A 16552-nucleotide genomic window follows, 5' to 3' on the forward strand; every position below is an offset into this window, starting at 1 on the left:
CCGCGCTATGTCATTTCAATTAAAAAGTCCCCAACGCGGGCAAAAAGTCCGTATTCAAGACGGCAAACTCCAAGTTCCCCATCAACCTATCCTCCCTTTTATTGAGGGCGATGGAACCGGTCCCGATATCTGGCGGGCCTCTCAAAGGGTTTTCGATGCAGCGGTAAAGAAGGCCTACTCCGGCGAGCGTCAGATTCAATGGTTTGAAGTCTTTGCAGGTGAGAAAGCAAAGACCACCTACGGCGACACCTGTCCTCCCAATTTTCTTCCCCAAGAAACGCTCGATGTCATTCGGGAGTACTTGGTGGCAATCAAAGGGCCTCTGACGACACCTGTGGGCAAGGGAATTCGTTCCCTTAATGTTTCTCTCAGGCAGGAACTCGATTTGTATGTCTGCCTACGCCCCGTGCGTTATTTTTCAGGGACTCCTTCTCCGGTGAAACATCCCGAAAAAGTGGATATGGTCATCTTCCGTGAAAATACCGAAGATATTTATTCGGGGGTGGAATGGGAAGCAGGAACCCCTGAAGTCAAAAAAGTGATCCATTTTTTACAAACAGAAATGGGCGTCAAAAAAATCCGTTTTCCGGAAACTTCTGGAATAGGCATCAAGCCGGTATCCGAAGAAGGTACCAAACGACTCGTGCGTGCCGCCATCGAATATGCGCTGAATCATAGACGTCGAAATCTTACCCTAGTACACAAAGGCAACATCATGAAGTTCACCGAAGGGGCCTTCCAGCGTTGGGGCTACGAATTGGCCAAGCAGGAATATGCCGATCGCGTGGTCAGTTGGGAAGAATGCAAGGGGAAGGTGCCCGCTGGAAAATTGCTGATTCAGGATGTGATTGCGGATGCCTTTTTACAACAGATTCTCACCCGTCCCGCCGAGTACGATGTGATTGCGACCTTGAACCTCAACGGAGATTACATCAGCGATGCCTTGGCCGCTCAAGTCGGTGGAATCGGAATCGCACCGGGTGGAAACATCAACTACAAGACAGGACATGCCATCTTTGAGGCAACGCATGGCACGGCCCCTAAATATGCAGGGCTGGATAAAGTCAATCCAGGTTCGGTGATCCTCTCAGGGGTCATGATGTTCGAATACCTGGGCTGGCAGGAAGTGGCCGATCTTATTGTGAAGTCGATCGAGAAGACGATTTTGAATAAAACAGTGACCTATGATTTTGCTCGTTTGATGGAAGGGGCAAAGGAACTGAAGTGCTCGGAATTTGGCGATGCGGTCATTAGTAATTTGTAAGCGGTATGCGGTATAAAGGCAGGCGTTAAATGTTCCTTCCCAATCTATTAAAAGATAAGACCATCCTCATCACCGGTGGGGGGACTGGCCTCGGAAAATCCATGGCCCTGCGCTTTGCCGAACTCGGGGCTAACCTGGTGATTACCGGCAGGCGCGAAGAAGTCCTCAAAGCTGCAGCCAAGGAAATTGCGGCCAAGGGCGCGAAGGTTTTTACCAAGCCTTGTGATGTGCGAAAATACGATGAAGTGGAAGCTGCATTTGATGCGGCCGAATCCGAATTCGATCACATTGATGTGCTGCTGAACAATGCGGCCGGAAATTTTATCTCTCCCACCGAACTCCTTTCTCCCAATGCCTTTAATTCCGTGGTCGGTATTGTTTTGAATGGTTCTTTCCATTGCACCCAGGCGGCAGGTCGCCGCTGGATCAATCAACAAAGTGGTGGTCGTGTTTTAAGCATTGTGACCACCTACGCCTGGACAGGCTCCGCGTATGTGGTCCCCTCCGCTTGTGCAAAAGCGGGTGTGCTGGCCATGACGCGTTCTCTGGCCGTCGAATGGGGAAAATATAAAATTCGTCTCAATGCCATTGCCCCGGGGCCTTTTCCCACGGAGCAGGCTTGGGAAAATCTGGTGCCTCCAGGGTTTGAAGAAAAATGGAGAAGTCGCATTCCTTTGGGGCGTGTGGGTCGACACGAAGAACTGGCGAATCTGGCCTCTTACCTGGTTTCGGACTATGCCGATTATATTAATGGTGAAGTGGTGACGATCGATGGAGGGGAATGGATTTCGGGGGCAGGAGAAATGAATATGCTCACCGAAATGACCCCCGAAGATTGGATGAAGATGGCGGAGCGGGCAAAGAAGTCGAAGGGGAAATAAAGGAATTTTATGCTTCCTCAGATGCGTCAATCTCAAATAAAACTTACTTATCAGGACTATCTGCTTTTACCTGAGGACAGGCATTATGAGCTTATTGAAGGAGATTTTTTTATGACCCCTTCGCCCTTGTCCATTCATCAGATGATCTCAAATAAGTTGAGTTGGTTATTGAATAATTTCATTTTTAGTCATGCAAAAGGGGTATTGTTTGCTGCCCCGATGGACGTTTATCTTTCAGAAGAAAATGTAGTGCAACCCGACCTGTTCTTTATTTCCAGGGAGCGTGAGCACATCATCCAACGTGAATGCATCAAGGGAGCGCCCGATTTGGTAATCGAGATTTTATCTCCTTCTAATTCAAACCGGGATCTCATAGTCAAAAAACACCTTTACGCAAAATTTGCGGTCCAAGAGTATTGGATTGTGAATCCGGAGACTCAAGTGATTGAAGTGATGACCTGGGCGGAAAGGGGTTTTGAGACAGTGCAAATCTATCCAAGAAATGCAACGCTCTCTTCGCCGTTCTTAAAAGACATTCGCCTTCGCTTGGAAGAAGTTTTTGAAAAATAGTAACATTCATTTAATAAGAGGAGAGAGAGTATGAGAAAAAAAATTGCCTTAATTGGAGCAGGAAATATCGGGGGTGAACTGGCCCAGCGTGTGATGCAGAAAGAGCTGGGGGATGTCGTTCTTTTGGATGTTTGCGAGGGTGTGCCTCAGGGGAAGGCCTTGGATCTTTTGGAAACTGCCCCGGTGGATGGTTCCAGCATGAGTCTGAAGGGCACTCAGGATTACAAAGATATTGCGGGGGCCGATGTGGTAATTATCACGGCCGGCTTGGCTCGTAAGCCTGGCATGAGCCGCGATGACTTGCTCTCCAAAAATTTGGAAATCATGAAAGTGGTGGCCCAAGGGGTAAAAGAAAATGCGCCTAACGCCTTCGTGATCGTTGTGTCTAATCCTTTGGATGTCATGGTCTATGCCTTTCAAAAACTCTCCGGTTTTGATCCCAAGCGGGTTATCGGAATGGCCGGCGTGCTCGATTCTGCAAGGCTGCGCTGTTTTGTGGCGATGGAATTGGGTGTGAGTGTGCAAGATGTGAGTGCCTTGGTGCTGGGTGGACACGGAGACGACATGGTGGCCCTTACCCGTTTCTGCACGGTGAATGGAATTCCTGTCCAGGACCTCATCTCCAAAGAAAAACTTGAGGCCATTGTGAAACGAACTCAAACGGCCGGGGGTGAAATTGTGAACCTGCTCAAAACCGGTTCGGCCTTCTTTTCTCCTGCCGCCTCTGCCATTGCGATGGCGGAAAGTTATCTCAGAGATCAAAAACGCGTCATGGCCTGCGCCGCCTACTTAAAAGGCGAATACGGAGCAAATGGCTATTTCATGGGAGTGCCTGTGGTGATTGGCTCCCAGGGAATCGAAAAAGTAATTGAACTGAAACTCAATGAAGATGAGAAAAAATTAATCGCGGAGAGTTTGGAGCATGTGAAGAAATTGGTGGCTGAAGTAAAAATATAATCTTTTGGAGCAGACTCATGACCGAATCTAAAAAACTTTCTTTCACAAAAGACGAAAAATATTTTTTCCTTTGCCGCCTCCATTCTTTGTCCGGCATTTTTCCCATAGGATTTTATTTTGCCTTCCACATGATGGCCAATGCGAAATCTCTGTTGGGCGCGGAAAGTTATGACAGCCTCATCAAGGGAATTGGCGAGCTGCCTTTTTTGCACGCCATCGAAATTAGTGTCATCGCTATTCCTCTGCTCTTCCACATCCTCTGGGGCATTGTCATTTATCTAACGGCCAAAAGTAATGTGGTGCAATATCCTTTCTGCGCGAACTGGCGCTATTTTTTACAACGTCTTACGGGGGTTATTGGAATAGCTTTTATCGCCTTGCATGTCTGGGCGACGCGAGTAGAAGCACTGGTTTCGGGTATTCCCCCCAGCTTCATCAGCATGCAGAATGAAATCAATGAGCCCTACATGGCCCTGGTTTACCTGATTGGGACAATTGCCCTGACCTATCATTTGACCAACGGGATCTGGACCTTTCTGATTACCTGGGGAGCTACGGTGTCCCCCCGAGCTCAAAAAGTTTCAGGCATCGTGTGCGGGGCTTTGTTTTTGGCTTTTAGCTCGGTGTGGATACAGATTATCGCAAATTTTAAAGGGTGGTTTTAATATGGCGAATAAAGCAAAAATCATTGTGGTGGGTGGAGGGCTTGCCGGCTTAATGGCGACGATTAAAATTGCCGAGGCCGGATATGCGGTGGATCTTTTCTCGGTGGTGCCTGTAAAACGCTCTCACTCGGTGTGTGCCCAAGGCGGCATCAATGGTGCGGTGAATACAAAAGGCGAAGGCGATTCCACCTGGCAACACTTCGACGATACCATTTACGGGGGAGATTTTTTAGCCGATCAGGAACTGCCCAAACTGATGTGCGAAGCAGCGCCTGCGGTCATTTACATGCTCGACCGCATGGGAGTTCGCTTCAACCGTACGCCCGAAGGCTTGATTGATTTCAGGCGCTTTGGTGGAACCTTGTATCATCGCACCGCCTTTGCGGGTGCTACCACAGGACAGCAATTGCTTTATGCCCTTGATGAACAGGTACGACGTCAGGAAACTGAATCGTTGGTCACCAAGTACGAAGGTTGGGAGTTTCTTTCCGCCGTGTTGGATGAAGACAGCGTTGCAAAGGGAATTGCAGCCATCAATTTGGACACCAACGAAATCCGTGCCTTTCGTGCCGATGCCGTGATCGTCTGCACGGGCGGGCCGGGACTTATTTTTGGAAAATCGACCAATTCCATGATCTGCACGGGTTCAGCCGCCTCTTCTCTGTATCAGCAAGGCGCCACTTATGCGAATGGTGAGTTTATCCAGGTTCATCCCACTTCTATTCCCGGCGAAGACAAGCTGCGCCTTATCTCGGAATCGGTTCGCGGAGAGGGCGGACGGGTTTGGGTTTATAAAGAGGGGAAGCCCTGGTATTTCCTCGAAGAATGGTATCCCAAATATGGAAATCTGGTGCCTCGGGATATTGCGACTCGGGCTATCTTTAAAGTCGTCTATGAACTGGGCCTGGGGATTGATGGTGAGCCGCAGGTCTATCTGGACGTGACTCATATTGCCCCCGATAAGCTTCAAGTGAAGCTGGGCGGGGTTTTGGAAATTTACGAAAAGTTTGTGGGGGTCGATCCTAAAAAAATTCCCATGAGGATTTTCCCTGGGGTGCATTATTCTATGGGAGGTCTTTGGATTGACAATAGTCACCAAACGACTATCCCCGGTGTGTTTGCTGCCGGAGAATGTGACTTTGCCTATCATGGTGCAAATCGATTAGGTGCCAACTCTCTCGTGTCTTGCATTTTCGGAGGAGGCTTGGCCGGTAACAGTGCGGTGAGCTACGCAAAAGGCATCAAAAAAACAGCCAGCGATGTAAGCGAGAGTCTCTACGCTCAAGAAGTGTTGCGTCAAAAAGAACTCAATCAAAAACTGCTCAGCGGTAGCGGTACTGAGAACGCGCGTACGTTACACAAGGAATTGGGCGAGTGGATGACCGAACATGTGACGGTCATTCGTAAAAATGACGGCCTGAAAAAGATGGATCAAAAATTATTGGAGTTGTTAGATCGCTACTCCCGCGTGACGATTACGGATACGGGGCCCTGGGCCAACCAGGAATTGATTTTTGGTCGTCAGCTTTATAACATGTTGCAGCTGGCGCGTGTCATTACGATAGGGGCCTTGAATCGTAACGAATCCCGAGGGGCGCATTATAAACCCGATTATCCCGATCGCGATGATAAACACTGGATGAAAACAACGATGGCGAAGTTTTCGCCAAAGGGGCCTGTGTTTGAATATGAGCCGGTGGAACCGAAGCATATAAAGCCTCGTCCAAGAAAATACGATATGGCTTCTTAATCTTTCCTCCCCTTAAGCTAAGGGGAGGGCAGGAGGGGTTATGAGAACACTCTAAGTACACCCGAGTGACATAACGCCCCCTAACCCCCTCTTAGCTTAAGAGGGGGAACAATAAATTATGTCCAACACCATTCGATTAAAAATTAGACGCAAAGATTCCCCTCAAAGTGATTCTTATTGGGAGGAATTTGAAATTCCACATAAGCCTTCCATGAACGTAATTTCGGCCTTGGTGGAAATTGCCCGTAATCCCGTCAATGCCGAAGGGAAAACGACTCGCCCTGTCGTATGGGAATCTTCCTGCCTGGAAGAAGTCTGCGGTGCCTGTTCGATGATTATCAATGGAAAGGCCCGGCAGGCTTGCTCGGCGCTCATTGAGCAACTGGAACAACCTATTGTTTTGGAACCTTTTAGCAAGTTCCCTTGTATTCGAGACCTCCGGGTCGATCGCACTCAAATGTTTGACGCACTCAAGCGCGTTAAAGCCTGGGTGCCTCTGGATGGTACCCACGATTTAGGCCCGGGTCCCCGCCAGGCCGAAAAAGATCAATTGGTGTCCTATGATCTTTCACGTTGCATGACCTGCGGTTGCTGCCTGGAAGTTTGTCCTCAGGTGAGCGAGCATTCCGATTTTATCGGTGCAGCAGCCGTTTCCCAAGTGCGTCTTTTCAATATGCATCCCACGGGAGCCATGAATAAACACGAACGCCTGGATGCCCTCATGGGCCCTGGAGGTCTGGCCGATTGTGGCAATGCCCAAAATTGCGTGAAGGCTTGTCCCAAAGAGATTCCTCTCACCACGTCCATTGCAGAAGTGGGACGAGAGCTGACTAAGCGGATGGTGGAGAAGATTTTTGGGTAAGTTCAGATCAACTCCAATAGCCCCAAGGTACTAATGAAATTCCTTTTCCCGCCGGGGGATCAAATCTCTCGATGGGTGCTACCAATAGTCCTTTTTTGATCTTGAGTTTCTTCATAGCGGCCGCCAAGGCCCGTTCTTCGTAGCTGAGAGCTCCTTTGGTTTCGCTGGTAATTTTGATGGCTACGTCTTGCCCTACAAGATCTACCGGAGAACCGCGGGCACTTTTGTAATAAACCGGATGCAGCGTTTTTCCTGCATATTCGAAAGCGGCACAGATTTCGTTCATCACAAAAATACGAGCCAATGAAAGGGTGACGCCTTTTCCAAATTCGGTACCGAGAATGGCTCTGGCAATACCCGAATCGGTAAACATCCAGGCATCTCCTCCCAAGGCTTCTTCATGAGCGGGGATTTTTCGTAGGAGAAACACATCCTCAAAAGCGCTGAGGTAGTTTCGCAAAACGCGAGAGTTTTGTTTAAACGAACGCAACGTGGCCCATTCGCCTTCTTTTAGAATTTGTCCAAATTGTCTCAAGAGGGACCAACTCACATCCAGGTCATAAGCCCTTCCATAAACACGCGCCACATCGCGAACAATCGTGGTTTCCAGCCAGCTTTTAAAATAAAGCTCCCTTTGTGCAGCATCCCTTGTAAAAACGGGGACGGGCAGCCCTCCTTCGGGGAGATGGTGTAATATATCTTCTATAGAGAATCGAACGGGCAGCGTGTGAAATAAAGAGGCTCTTTGGGCTTCAAAACTTTTTTGATGAATTTCTGAAAGAGTCATCGAGTAAAGCCGCAGCAGCCCAATGCGGCCTGTGAGGGATTCGCGAATTCCCAACTTGGAGCTGAAGGTAGAAGAACCTGTCAAAAAATAGCTGCCGGGGATTTTCTTTTGATCTACTTTGAATTTGATTGCATCAAAGAGGGCCGGGGCTTTTTGAACTTCATCGATCAGGACAGGTGTTTTGAGTTTGGATAAAAAATTTTTTGAGGAATGCAGGGCTTCTTCGCGCACTTCTTCGTCGTCGAGAGAAACAAAATTTTCAACCCCCGCTAATTTTCTTAAAAGTGTGGTTTTTCCCACCTGACGAAGTCCGAGTATTCCGGTTACAGGCCAAAAGGCTCTCAACTTCTGCAAAAGCTTCAATGCATGTCTTTTTCTCTCATGGGGCATTGAAGTAGTGTAACTATTCTACGTTTAATGTCAAATATTGATAGCACTTACCAAAGGGGTTTAAAATTTGTCCAATTGAATGATGCCTTAAGCTTAACTCCATCTATCGGCTTCTCCTGAAGTCCAATTCAACTTCGGGTAGTCTAGGATAGCGGGCTTGAAGCCAGGTTCCAATCAGATTGGGATAGAAGGAGTAACGGGCTTGTCCAGTTTGAGACCACAAGAGATAGAGTGGGGTTTCCAAATGGAGCAGCCTGAGATTTCTTCCTGGCTGGTTGTTACTCACGTGGCCAAAGAAATTTTCGATACGAAGTTCTTGGATGGGTGGGGGGCTATGACGCTCCCCCTGCGGAGGAATTCTTAGCATTAAATAGGCGCGGTCTGCGCGGATACTGTTGTCTACCGTGGACTCTGCTTCCAGTAAAGTTCTATACACCCTGTCTCCCAAGACCCCTGAAATGATCCCTCGTAAATGACTAATCGTTGGGTTTTGAATGTCTATCGCAAAGGTGATTGCTCCATCCGAAGAATTGTTTAAAAGAAAATAGCGGAGTCCTGCGGACAGGTGTGCAGTTCCATCGTGTTCAAAGTGAAATCCATCGACATCAAGCCCCCAGCTTGCTCTCGCTATTTCTACGCTCAAGGCAATGGGGTTTCGACGAGGATCGCTTTGAGGAGGATGAAGTATCTGTGGCATCTCCAAAGGGGGACTTAGAGGGCCATTTTCGAGGTTACAGGGCCTGTCTGTTGCTTCATGATTGACGATAGAGATTTGTCGGTTGTTCGCGCGAATGCAGGCATTTTGGGATCCTCCACGGACCTCGCTTATTCTCAAATAAGGGGAATGGTCTTCGAGACCATAGACAAAATTATTGAGATTGAGGGACATGTTCCCAAAATAGGTGAACTCAAATTGCTTGGGCATTGCGCCATTTTCACCTCTTCCATATTGAATATCGGCATCAATTTGAACCCCGTTAATAAAAGTACCGGGGCCAAATCCAACCCTTATATTTTCAGAAGGATAGACAATAGAACCCGGCTCAACGCTTCCACTGAGTCGCGTTCTTCTCAGTCTGGCAAAGGCGACTTCTTCTGTACGTAAATCAAAAGTAAGTCTTAAATCTTCCACTTGGGAGTTCGGGCCGAGGTTAAAGTCGTTGTGTTGCAAATGAAGCATTTGGAGAAGAGAATTTTGCAGGGCCTGGGCAGGATCTAGTAATAATCTCAAGGAGGTCAGGGCAGAGTCATAAACCGAAAGTGGACGGACGAAAGGCAGGGGATTTAAATTCAGGCCTTCTTCCCCTTGAAAAAGGTGATCAGAAAAAAAAGGATGTGGATGGGGTACAGGATTTGGCCTTAGACGAGTGTGGATCGATGGATGGAGAGAACGCGGAGAATTATAATATCGGACGTGTTCCAGATCGGCAGGAATTCCTTGATAACTAAAGCGGCCCTCATTTGAAATGAGACCTGAAGAAAATGCGAGTTGCTTCAAAGGGAAATAAGCACGGAAATTTTGGATACGAGTGCCCACAGCTACCAGGGCCCCCAAGGTTTGATAAGCGCTGCTCACGTGGTGAAATCGTGCATCCGAAATATAGAGTAGGGGAATCGGGCGCTGTGGATTGCTTCGGTTTTGATAATCTGGAATCATTGAACGTAAATGTCCCAGTTCTTCCAGTTCAGAATGAAAGGCCTGTGCAGGAATTTCAGGGTGCGGGGGGATATTACTGGCAGAACCAGAAGGGATAAGGCTTTCCAGGAGAAGTTGTTCCACCTGAGCGCCATCTCCTTCAAGATGAGATTCATTTTCCTGGTAATCGACTGTAAAATGCCCTGCTATTTTGAGCCCCTGGGCATTCACTCGGATCCGATTCAAAATTTCCTCGTGGTGCTTGCCAAGCAAGCGGCCAAATAAACTGAGCGAAAGTTCGGTGTCCGGATCAATGTCCAAGATTTGTCCGAGCTCGGATAAAGAGGGAAGCGTGATTTCCAAATGGTCGGCCCAGACTTGAGGAAGGCTCATGGAAAAATTTCCAAAATCCATGGATAGATTTGAAAAGTAAGGGTGATCCAGCTGAATTCGAATGGGAGTCGTATCGTTCCAGTTTCCGGAAGCGAGGTTGTGAATAATATGAGAAAGACTGGGACCAGTCACTTCAATCTGGCGGGCCAAGAATCTGGAAAAGCCAAAGTTTGGGGAGTCAAAACTGAGGGCAGGGGCATGAATTTGCAATTGGGATTCCAATCGATGTCCACGTATGGGGCCACTTTCACTGCCTATGCCTTCCAGCCTTTGGCGATTGCTTAATTCCCTCAATGCATTTGGGTCATCTCGCGATTCAAGATGAATCTGATTGAGCTCCGAGGGGTTTTGATAGGCCTCTGCCAGGCCAGCAAAAAACGCCTGGGCATCTGCGGGACGTATCGTTGCCAAATTGGGATCAGCCGCTGCAGACTCTGGAAACAAGGCACTTGGGTTATGGCGGATTTGACGGATAAAATTTTGAACAGGCTGGGCAGCATGAAGCGTGAGCTGAGAGCAATTGGGGAAGGTATAGGTATCGGGGCGGTTTTGAAAATCGAGGTTTATTCCCTGGAAATCGGGTCCCAAAAGGGAAATAAGATTGGGAGTCCAGGTTCGGTGATGAGAAGCCAGATAATCTCTTGATTCCTGAGTGATAAGGGGGCGGATGATGCGATCGATAAACAATCCCAGACGCATGTCGATGGTGTCTCGAGGCAGGCCTGCCAGGGTATAAAAATTTTCATAATCCCAACCCAAAGATTCCCAAAAACTGTCGATAAAGCTGGCTTGGGTCTCGCGGGCAAAGGCCTCGATGGCACCATTAAAGGAATAGCGTAGCGCCCAAACACAGCTGTTCAGGTCATGGCAGATGGAGACTCCCTGCTCCAGAGGGGTGATAGGGGGGTATAGTGGATCGTAAGTTTCCCGATCCGGAATCGGAATCCCCGCCAGCTGTCCACAAAAACCTGGAACGCTGAGTACCGAGGGCCCTATGGGAAGGGGAGTTCTTCCTGAAGGGTCGAGAGGGGGACGTTGGCCTAAAACCATGGTAGGCGGGTTTCTTTCATCCACATAGCGGACGCGAAAGTGGGGGTAAATAATGGCTTCATCCGGAATTCCAGGCCCAAAGCGATTCATGCGAACGCCCACCGAGACATCGGCCCGTGTTCTTGCTTGCCAGCAAACAGTTGCACCATCGTGGTTGGCGGTTCCATCGTAGCGAAATTCACTGTAGCGACAACCGGGGTTGCCCTCATTGGAAGAGACCCCCAGGGCATGAAAATCCAAGCCCGAAATATTTTGTGCGAGGCGAAGAACGGGTCTTACCCAGGCTTCTTCATGCTCCGCCAAAAGTGGAGTCCAGGGCAGGCGCGAGCTTTCCAGAATCATGGGACTGGGGGTACAGAAGCGTCGGGCATTATTTTGAAGCGCGGTGTTTTCGTCTCGGCTTGCATTTGTAACAGAGGGGGCAGGTCTGGCCGAAACGTTTGTCGCAGGGTTGGCCGCTGTATTTGCACGAGCAGGTAGATTTATGGGGCTTGCTCCAAGAACTTGAAACGCCCCTCGAATAAAGCCGATGGAAGGAATCATCGTTGTCCTCCCCGCCAGCTGGTTAGAGGAAGGTTTCGAACAGTAGCTATTCCGGGCACACTGGGCAGAGGGCTGGGCGCTGCAAAATCCCCAGTGGGTCTCGCGATGGCTTCTACGCCGCGAGGATCCACGATAAGAGCGGTATCCTCCACGATATGGTGTCCATAAAATCTTGGGTGAAAGAAAGAAGCGGGGGTGAAAACAGGAATGTTTCCCTCGTGTGTATCCCGAATAACGATGTTTCCCCGAGGTCTTACAGCGGCAGCGCCTCGGATATCGTAGGTTTCAGGTTTGATACGGGCCTGTCCTTGAATGCCAAGAGTTCCCTCATAGCGATTGTTTCTCAAGATGGAGCCCATCCTCATATTCATTCCTAGCAGATTGGATAGGGAGGTAATGATATTGAAACCTGGCCCTGACAACACCCCTTGCAAATTGGCGTCCAGCACCGCGTTTACCAAACCGGCTTCCAGCAAGCTCAGATTTAAATGGGCAGAGGCATGTCCACTTTCCAAAGTTACACGAGGGCTGAATACAATCTGTCGGCTGAGCCAGGTGAGCGTGGAATCACGACTACAGGTGTTGGAGTTCAAGTCGGATTGGATCTGAAGATCAAAGTTTCGGGTGTCAGAACCAGGGTTCAACATGGCATTGATGTTGGCATGAAAACTTGGATTAAAGCTCTCTGAAATCCTGTAGTAATTTCCTCTTGCAGGATTTTCATCCGGAATAAGATGCATTGGAAGAAAGGTGTTGAGTCTGCGTCCGCGGTCGTTGATCTGAAAAAGAAAACCCGTGTTGGGGAGGTTCTGGTTTTGCGTGTGAGCAGAATTGCTGCTTTCTACGGTTTGATATTGTTGAACAAGATGGGGGAGGTCGGTCAAAAGAAAATCCGATCCATCAAACTGTAAAAATTGAGGGAAATGCCCGGGGGTGTTGAAGTGAAATTGGTGCAGCTCCACCCGAGTTTCACCGGGGATGAGTTCAATTCCCTGCGCATCCCAGCGCAGCCTGCCCGCAAAGACCAATTGTCCATGGCTTTGACCGAAGCCTCCTTCCAGGCTAAAAGCCAGATTGCCCGTCACTTCCAGCACCGCATGAGGAGAAGGGTCCGCCAGGGGATAGCGTTCTGACAAGCGTCTCACATGAATGCCTGGGGCAATTTCAATGCTGTGGTCTGTATTCATTGTCAGGCTTATATTTTGTAAGTCTTCGGTAGAAAGAAAAGCATTTCTAAGAAGGGCCTCTGGCGGAGTGAGCAGAGGATCTATATTCAATTGAATATCACTGATATTGAGGTTGAGCTGATGAGGCTCTCCACTGAGCCGCAGGCCTCCGGGGCCCAGGATCAAATCGGGGGAAAGGGTGAGCAGATCCCAATTCAAGGCACTGTTTCCTTCTACACTGAAGCTTTGCCAGATATTTTGGAGATCAAAATCGATATTGAAATTTGTGTGGTTGATTCTTGTCCCTTGCGCCAGCAGGAGCAGATCCTCAAAATAAACATCGCTGCTCTCCAATTCAATTTGTTCCCGAATGTGGGAAAAGAAGCGAGTGATGTCGAAGGGGTGTTCATCATTGCTGTTACAGACAGAATTGATAATGCGGCTCAAAATGCCACTTTCCTGGGAGGCTGGACTTGGACTCAGGAGAGGGGTGGGGTGGGGATGATTTTCATAAAGGAGTTCATCCGCAAGGTCGTCTATTGTCACAGGATGTTGGAAGTGATTCTGAGTCATCTCGCAACTCAGCATGCAGGCGCTGCTTTGAGAATTATTTTCTTGGCAAAGGACCTGTTCTCCTAGCGAGGTTCCCAAGAAATGGGCCAGGTCCTGTTGGGTGAAGTGAAAATTCCTTCGGATAAAAAAATCCAGATTTTGAGCCACATGATCTTCTAGAAGATCCCAAAAATCCTGCTTGTAAAGGGTTACTTGCCCATTTTCCATGGCCGCATAGCCATCCCCGCCGCTTATAGTGTCTACTCCATGGGTGACTAGAAATAAAGAATCATGAGTATTTTCTGCCGCTGAGTAAGCTGAGTAAAGAGGTGCAATGGGCAGCTGTGAAAGAGAAGAAGTATTTTGTGGGTTGAACTGAGTATTGTGCCCCGACAGACGTAAAGTAATTCCTGTGTCCTCTTGAAGATAAAAACGGGGAGACGGGCATCCCCAGGGAATCTCATCGCGGTTTACATCCACATAAGTGGATAAACTGTAATACAGTAGCGAGAACATCAAATGCCGATTGGGTCGGTCTTGGCTGGCTCGGGCCTCGTTTGCTGTTCTCAAGCGGTTTAGCCAGCTATCCAATTCGCCCAGGCGCTGATCGTGATGGCTATTCATGCGTGTTCGCAGTTCTGACAACCAGGGAGGGATAGCCATTGGCTGCACGGGACTTGGGGTTGGATTGTGGTTTGGAGCTGCCGCCCTGTGTTCCACGGTAGTAGGCCCAGCGGGCGCAGGCACACAGTGTCCGAAAATAAAATGGCGAAGAATGTCATCCCAGAGTTTCATAGATTAAAATAATCTCCCAAAAAATATATTAATGGGAATATCACTTATGTTTGGACGAAGAGTATTCATGTCCATCACGCCCATATACACGTTTAATCCCCCTATCCATTGGTTGGGGCTTGCGGCTCCAAGACCCACCTGAAAAGTGAGTTCAGGTCCTAGGGTCATTCGGTTTAAACTTAAAAAATCGAATCGAGCGCCCAAGCGGTAAGTCCACAGGGTTTTGAAATGATGCCCATGTCCTTGAGAGTCTGCTCCATAAGGCTGATCGGGATTGGTACCCTCGCATTCTGAAAGGGCTACACCAGCATGTGCTGAGAAACCTGCACCAGCCCTGCCCTCTGCTGGCACCGCTCCAAACGCGGCAAAACTATTGTGGCTGGTAAGGAACGAGGCTCCCAAATAAGGTTGCCAAACCAGTCCTGTGTTATGGGGAATCGCTGCTCTACCCGAATTGGGCAAATCAGGCACATAGGCAGGGGCAGTGCTTCCCACAGGAAGATACACGGTCGCGGTAATTCCAGCCTCAGGATAAGCCAAGAATGGGCCGTCTAATCTTAAGTGATATCCCAAGTCGCCTGTGAGTGAAAAGAGCGGTCTGTTTCCCATATGAATATCCTCCTTTTATCTCCCGCTCGGCGGAAAAAATCCTGCAAAAAGACCTAAGCTGAGATCAAGAGGGCCAAAAAATTCTGCCACGCGCGAACGAACTCCAAGGGCTCGCAAAGTGCCTTCTATACTGATAGAAAAAGTCGGTATTACTTCTTGAGTACGGGTGTTCCAGAGAAATCCCAATTTGGCCACGCTGTTTAGAGAAGGATAGTTCGGGTGATAATCACCATTGTTGAGACAGCGAGCAGTGTGCGGCAAGGCCAAGAAGGAGACGGCAGTCAGAGAAAGCGGAGAACAAAGCGATTGATTGGAGTCGACCAGCAGTTCCAAGGCCCCATTCAAAATAAGGTCTCCTTGCTCCTGCGCAGAGTTTAAATAGCTTCCCGCTAAAACATTCGCACGAAGATGGGTGTGGTCGCTGAAAATTCTCACACTTGCTCCGATGCCCCCCAAAGCAAGCAGACTGTCGCCATCAAATCGGTTGTAGTTGAGGCTTCCCAACATCGCACTATTAATTATTCTTCCGTTCGTGGCCACCGCCACATCGTAACCCAAAAAATTCCAGCGTCTGGCATGGCTATTCTCTGCGAGGTCTGCAGGTCGCGCGAGCCAGGTGTTGTTGGTCATATTTCCTTGAAATCGGACAGGCCAATTGTGACCTGCTGTAAAATAGACCTCCATACTTTCATCCGGTCCGGCAGTGACGGCAAGGGGGTGGTGGGGATCAGTCATATTGAATGGTTGATGAGGATAAGTGAGTCCTTCACTGATACGCAGCGCATAAAACTGGATGATGCTGTCCAAAAATAGAGAAAGGGTGTCATCTCTCTGAAGGTCTTGATTAAAGCGTCGTTGCATCCTTTCACTAAAAAGGTGAGCATTTGCCTCACGAACATTTAAGGGGTTTTGCGCATGAGAGGGATGCATCCAGTCTTGATATTGTTGCTCGGTAGGAAGACGGTTGTCCTGATCTGCCCGAAGGGCCCTTTCCGATTCGTCTCGAATTGCTTGAAGGTCAGTAGTGAGGGTACGTTGTCCTTCGTTATCCAGGTTGGGAATACTGAAATGGGAAGGGGTTTCGCTTACCTCATATTGAATGGGGTCATTCTGATCCCGGGTGACCAAACAATTGTGTCGCGAAAGATGGGCCGCGGGTACGGTGTCAGGGACCAAACGGTTGTCTAGGTTGGGTTCAAAACAAATTTGCGCACGAACAGCTTCCGGATTCGGGTTTGTCCATAATCTTTGATTAGTTTGATTGATACATTGGGTGATTTCTCTGAGAGTTTGTGCAGGATTTGTTTGAGTGAAATGGGTTCTCAGACACTCAGCAAAAGCAGAATCCACTGGAACGTTGCTGCTGCGTTGATCAATTTCAACATGGTTTTGGGTGTGTCTGGGATGAGCGGTGAGGGAACTGCGATTCAAATAATTGAAAATAAAATCTTCTCGATCGAAGGCAAATTCTTCAGCGGGATATCTGTCGAGCGGGTCGCGATCATGTGCGGCAAGCATTTCGGGGGCATATTGGCCGGCCAAAATCAGCACAGTGAGATCTCGGGCATCTAGTACCAGTGGATCCATTTCCCCCCCCTTGTCCTCTTCGAAATTTTTTTTTGCGATTCGTGGGAAGTATCGGAAGGACTCTGAAAAAGTTGCTAAGATTTTTTACCAAGGAT

Annotated in this window: 12 protein-coding genes; 7 read left to right on the forward strand and 5 right to left on the reverse strand. The window is 48.7% G+C overall.

Translation table 11 applies throughout. The annotated features are described in order from the left end of the window. The first annotated feature begins 7 nt into the window (after window positions 1-7). The 7 genes from icd to sdhB all read left to right on the forward strand — a co-directional run bounded on the left by icd (window position 8) and on the right by sdhB (window position 6949). A complete protein-coding gene (gene icd / locus HQM15_07820) occupies window positions 8-1264 on the forward strand; it encodes an NADP-dependent isocitrate dehydrogenase (GenBank protein ID MBF0492671.1) in 1257 nt (418 codons plus the stop codon). Window positions 1265-1293: 29 nt separating this feature from the next. Beyond that, the gene (locus HQM15_07825; protein ID MBF0492672.1) at window positions 1294-2145 is read left to right on the forward strand and encodes an SDR family oxidoreductase; all 852 of its coding nucleotides are present in this window, start codon (window positions 1294-1296) and stop codon (window positions 2143-2145) included. Window positions 2146-2154: 9 nt separating this feature from the next. Continuing rightward, a complete protein-coding gene (locus HQM15_07830) occupies window positions 2155-2715 on the forward strand; it encodes a Uma2 family endonuclease (protein MBF0492673.1) in 561 nt (186 codons plus the stop codon). A 30-nt stretch (window positions 2716-2745) separates the two neighbouring features. Beyond that, window positions 2746-3672 (forward strand): malate dehydrogenase, encoded by a 927-nt coding sequence (gene mdh, locus HQM15_07835; protein MBF0492674.1) that lies wholly within the window; start codon window positions 2746-2748, stop codon window positions 3670-3672. A 17-nt stretch (window positions 3673-3689) separates the two neighbouring features. After that, window positions 3690-4337, forward strand: a complete 648-nt coding sequence (locus HQM15_07840) for a succinate dehydrogenase (GenBank protein ID MBF0492675.1) — start codon at window positions 3690-3692, stop codon at window positions 4335-4337. A 1-nt stretch (window position 4338) separates the two neighbouring features. Further along, complete coding sequence (gene sdhA, locus HQM15_07845; protein ID MBF0492676.1) at window positions 4339-6087, forward strand: succinate dehydrogenase flavoprotein subunit; 1749 nt, start codon at window positions 4339-4341, stop codon at window positions 6085-6087. A gap of 118 nt (window positions 6088-6205) precedes the next feature. Then, window positions 6206-6949 (forward strand): succinate dehydrogenase iron-sulfur subunit, encoded by a 744-nt coding sequence (gene sdhB / locus HQM15_07850; protein ID MBF0492677.1) that lies wholly within the window; start codon window positions 6206-6208, stop codon window positions 6947-6949. A 7-nt stretch (window positions 6950-6956) separates the two neighbouring features. Here sdhB and HQM15_07855 read toward each other — a convergent pair whose 3' ends face one another. The 5 genes from HQM15_07855 to HQM15_07875 form a co-directional block, all read right to left on the reverse strand. Then, window positions 6957-8126, reverse strand: coding sequence for an ATP-binding protein (locus HQM15_07855; GenBank protein ID MBF0492678.1), 1170 nt, complete (start codon window positions 8124-8126; stop codon window positions 6957-6959). Window positions 8127-8229: 103 nt separating this feature from the next. Then, window positions 8230-11748 carry a hypothetical protein gene (locus HQM15_07860; GenBank protein MBF0492679.1) on the reverse strand — a complete coding sequence of 1173 codons (3519 nt, stop codon included), beginning with the start codon at window positions 11746-11748 and terminating at the stop codon, window positions 8230-8232. Then, window positions 11745-14261 carry a hypothetical protein gene (locus tag HQM15_07865; GenBank protein ID MBF0492680.1) on the reverse strand — a complete coding sequence of 839 codons (2517 nt, stop codon included), beginning with the start codon at window positions 14259-14261 and terminating at the stop codon, window positions 11745-11747. The genes HQM15_07860 and HQM15_07865 overlap by 4 nt, the downstream gene beginning before the upstream one ends. A 3-nt stretch (window positions 14262-14264) precedes the next feature. Further along, complete coding sequence (locus HQM15_07870; protein MBF0492681.1) at window positions 14265-14870, reverse strand: hypothetical protein; 606 nt, start codon at window positions 14868-14870, stop codon at window positions 14265-14267. A gap of 15 nt (window positions 14871-14885) precedes the next feature. Further along, window positions 14886-16457 carry a hypothetical protein gene (locus HQM15_07875; protein MBF0492682.1) on the reverse strand — a complete coding sequence of 524 codons (1572 nt, stop codon included), beginning with the start codon at window positions 16455-16457 and terminating at the stop codon, window positions 14886-14888. Window positions 16458-16552 lie beyond the last annotated feature (95 nt).

The sequence above is a fragment of the Deltaproteobacteria bacterium genome (assembly GCA_015233135.1).
GTDB lineage: Bacteria > UBA10199 > UBA10199 > JADFYH01 > JADFYH01 > JADFYH01.

Excerpts from the sequence above, each read along its gene's own strand:
- HQM15_07865 (MBF0492680.1), bottom strand. The coding sequence starts at position 14,261 with ATGAAACTCTGGGATGACATTCTTCGCCATTTTATTTTCGGACACTGT.
- HQM15_07840 (MBF0492675.1), top strand. The coding sequence starts at position 3,690 with ATGACCGAATCTAAAAAACTTTCTTTCACAAAAGACGAAAAATATTTT.
- icd (MBF0492671.1), top strand. The coding sequence starts at position 8 with ATGTCATTTCAATTAAAAAGTCCCCAACGCGGGCAAAAAGTCCGTATT.
- HQM15_07875 (MBF0492682.1), bottom strand. The coding sequence starts at position 16,457 with ATGGATCCACTGGTACTAGATGCCCGAGATCTCACTGTGCTGATTTTG.
- HQM15_07830 (MBF0492673.1), top strand. The coding sequence starts at position 2,155 with ATGCTTCCTCAGATGCGTCAATCTCAAATAAAACTTACTTATCAGGAC.
- HQM15_07860 (MBF0492679.1), bottom strand. The coding sequence starts at position 11,748 with ATGATTCCTTCCATCGGCTTTATTCGAGGGGCGTTTCAAGTTCTTGGA.
- HQM15_07870 (MBF0492681.1), bottom strand. The coding sequence starts at position 14,870 with ATGGGAAACAGACCGCTCTTTTCACTCACAGGCGACTTGGGATATCAC.
- HQM15_07825 (MBF0492672.1), top strand. The coding sequence starts at position 1,294 with ATGTTCCTTCCCAATCTATTAAAAGATAAGACCATCCTCATCACCGGT.
- mdh (MBF0492674.1), top strand. The coding sequence starts at position 2,746 with ATGAGAAAAAAAATTGCCTTAATTGGAGCAGGAAATATCGGGGGTGAA.
- sdhB (MBF0492677.1), top strand. The coding sequence starts at position 6,206 with ATGTCCAACACCATTCGATTAAAAATTAGACGCAAAGATTCCCCTCAA.
- HQM15_07855 (MBF0492678.1), bottom strand. The coding sequence starts at position 8,126 with ATGCCCCATGAGAGAAAAAGACATGCATTGAAGCTTTTGCAGAAGTTG.
- sdhA (MBF0492676.1), top strand. The coding sequence starts at position 4,339 with ATGGCGAATAAAGCAAAAATCATTGTGGTGGGTGGAGGGCTTGCCGGC.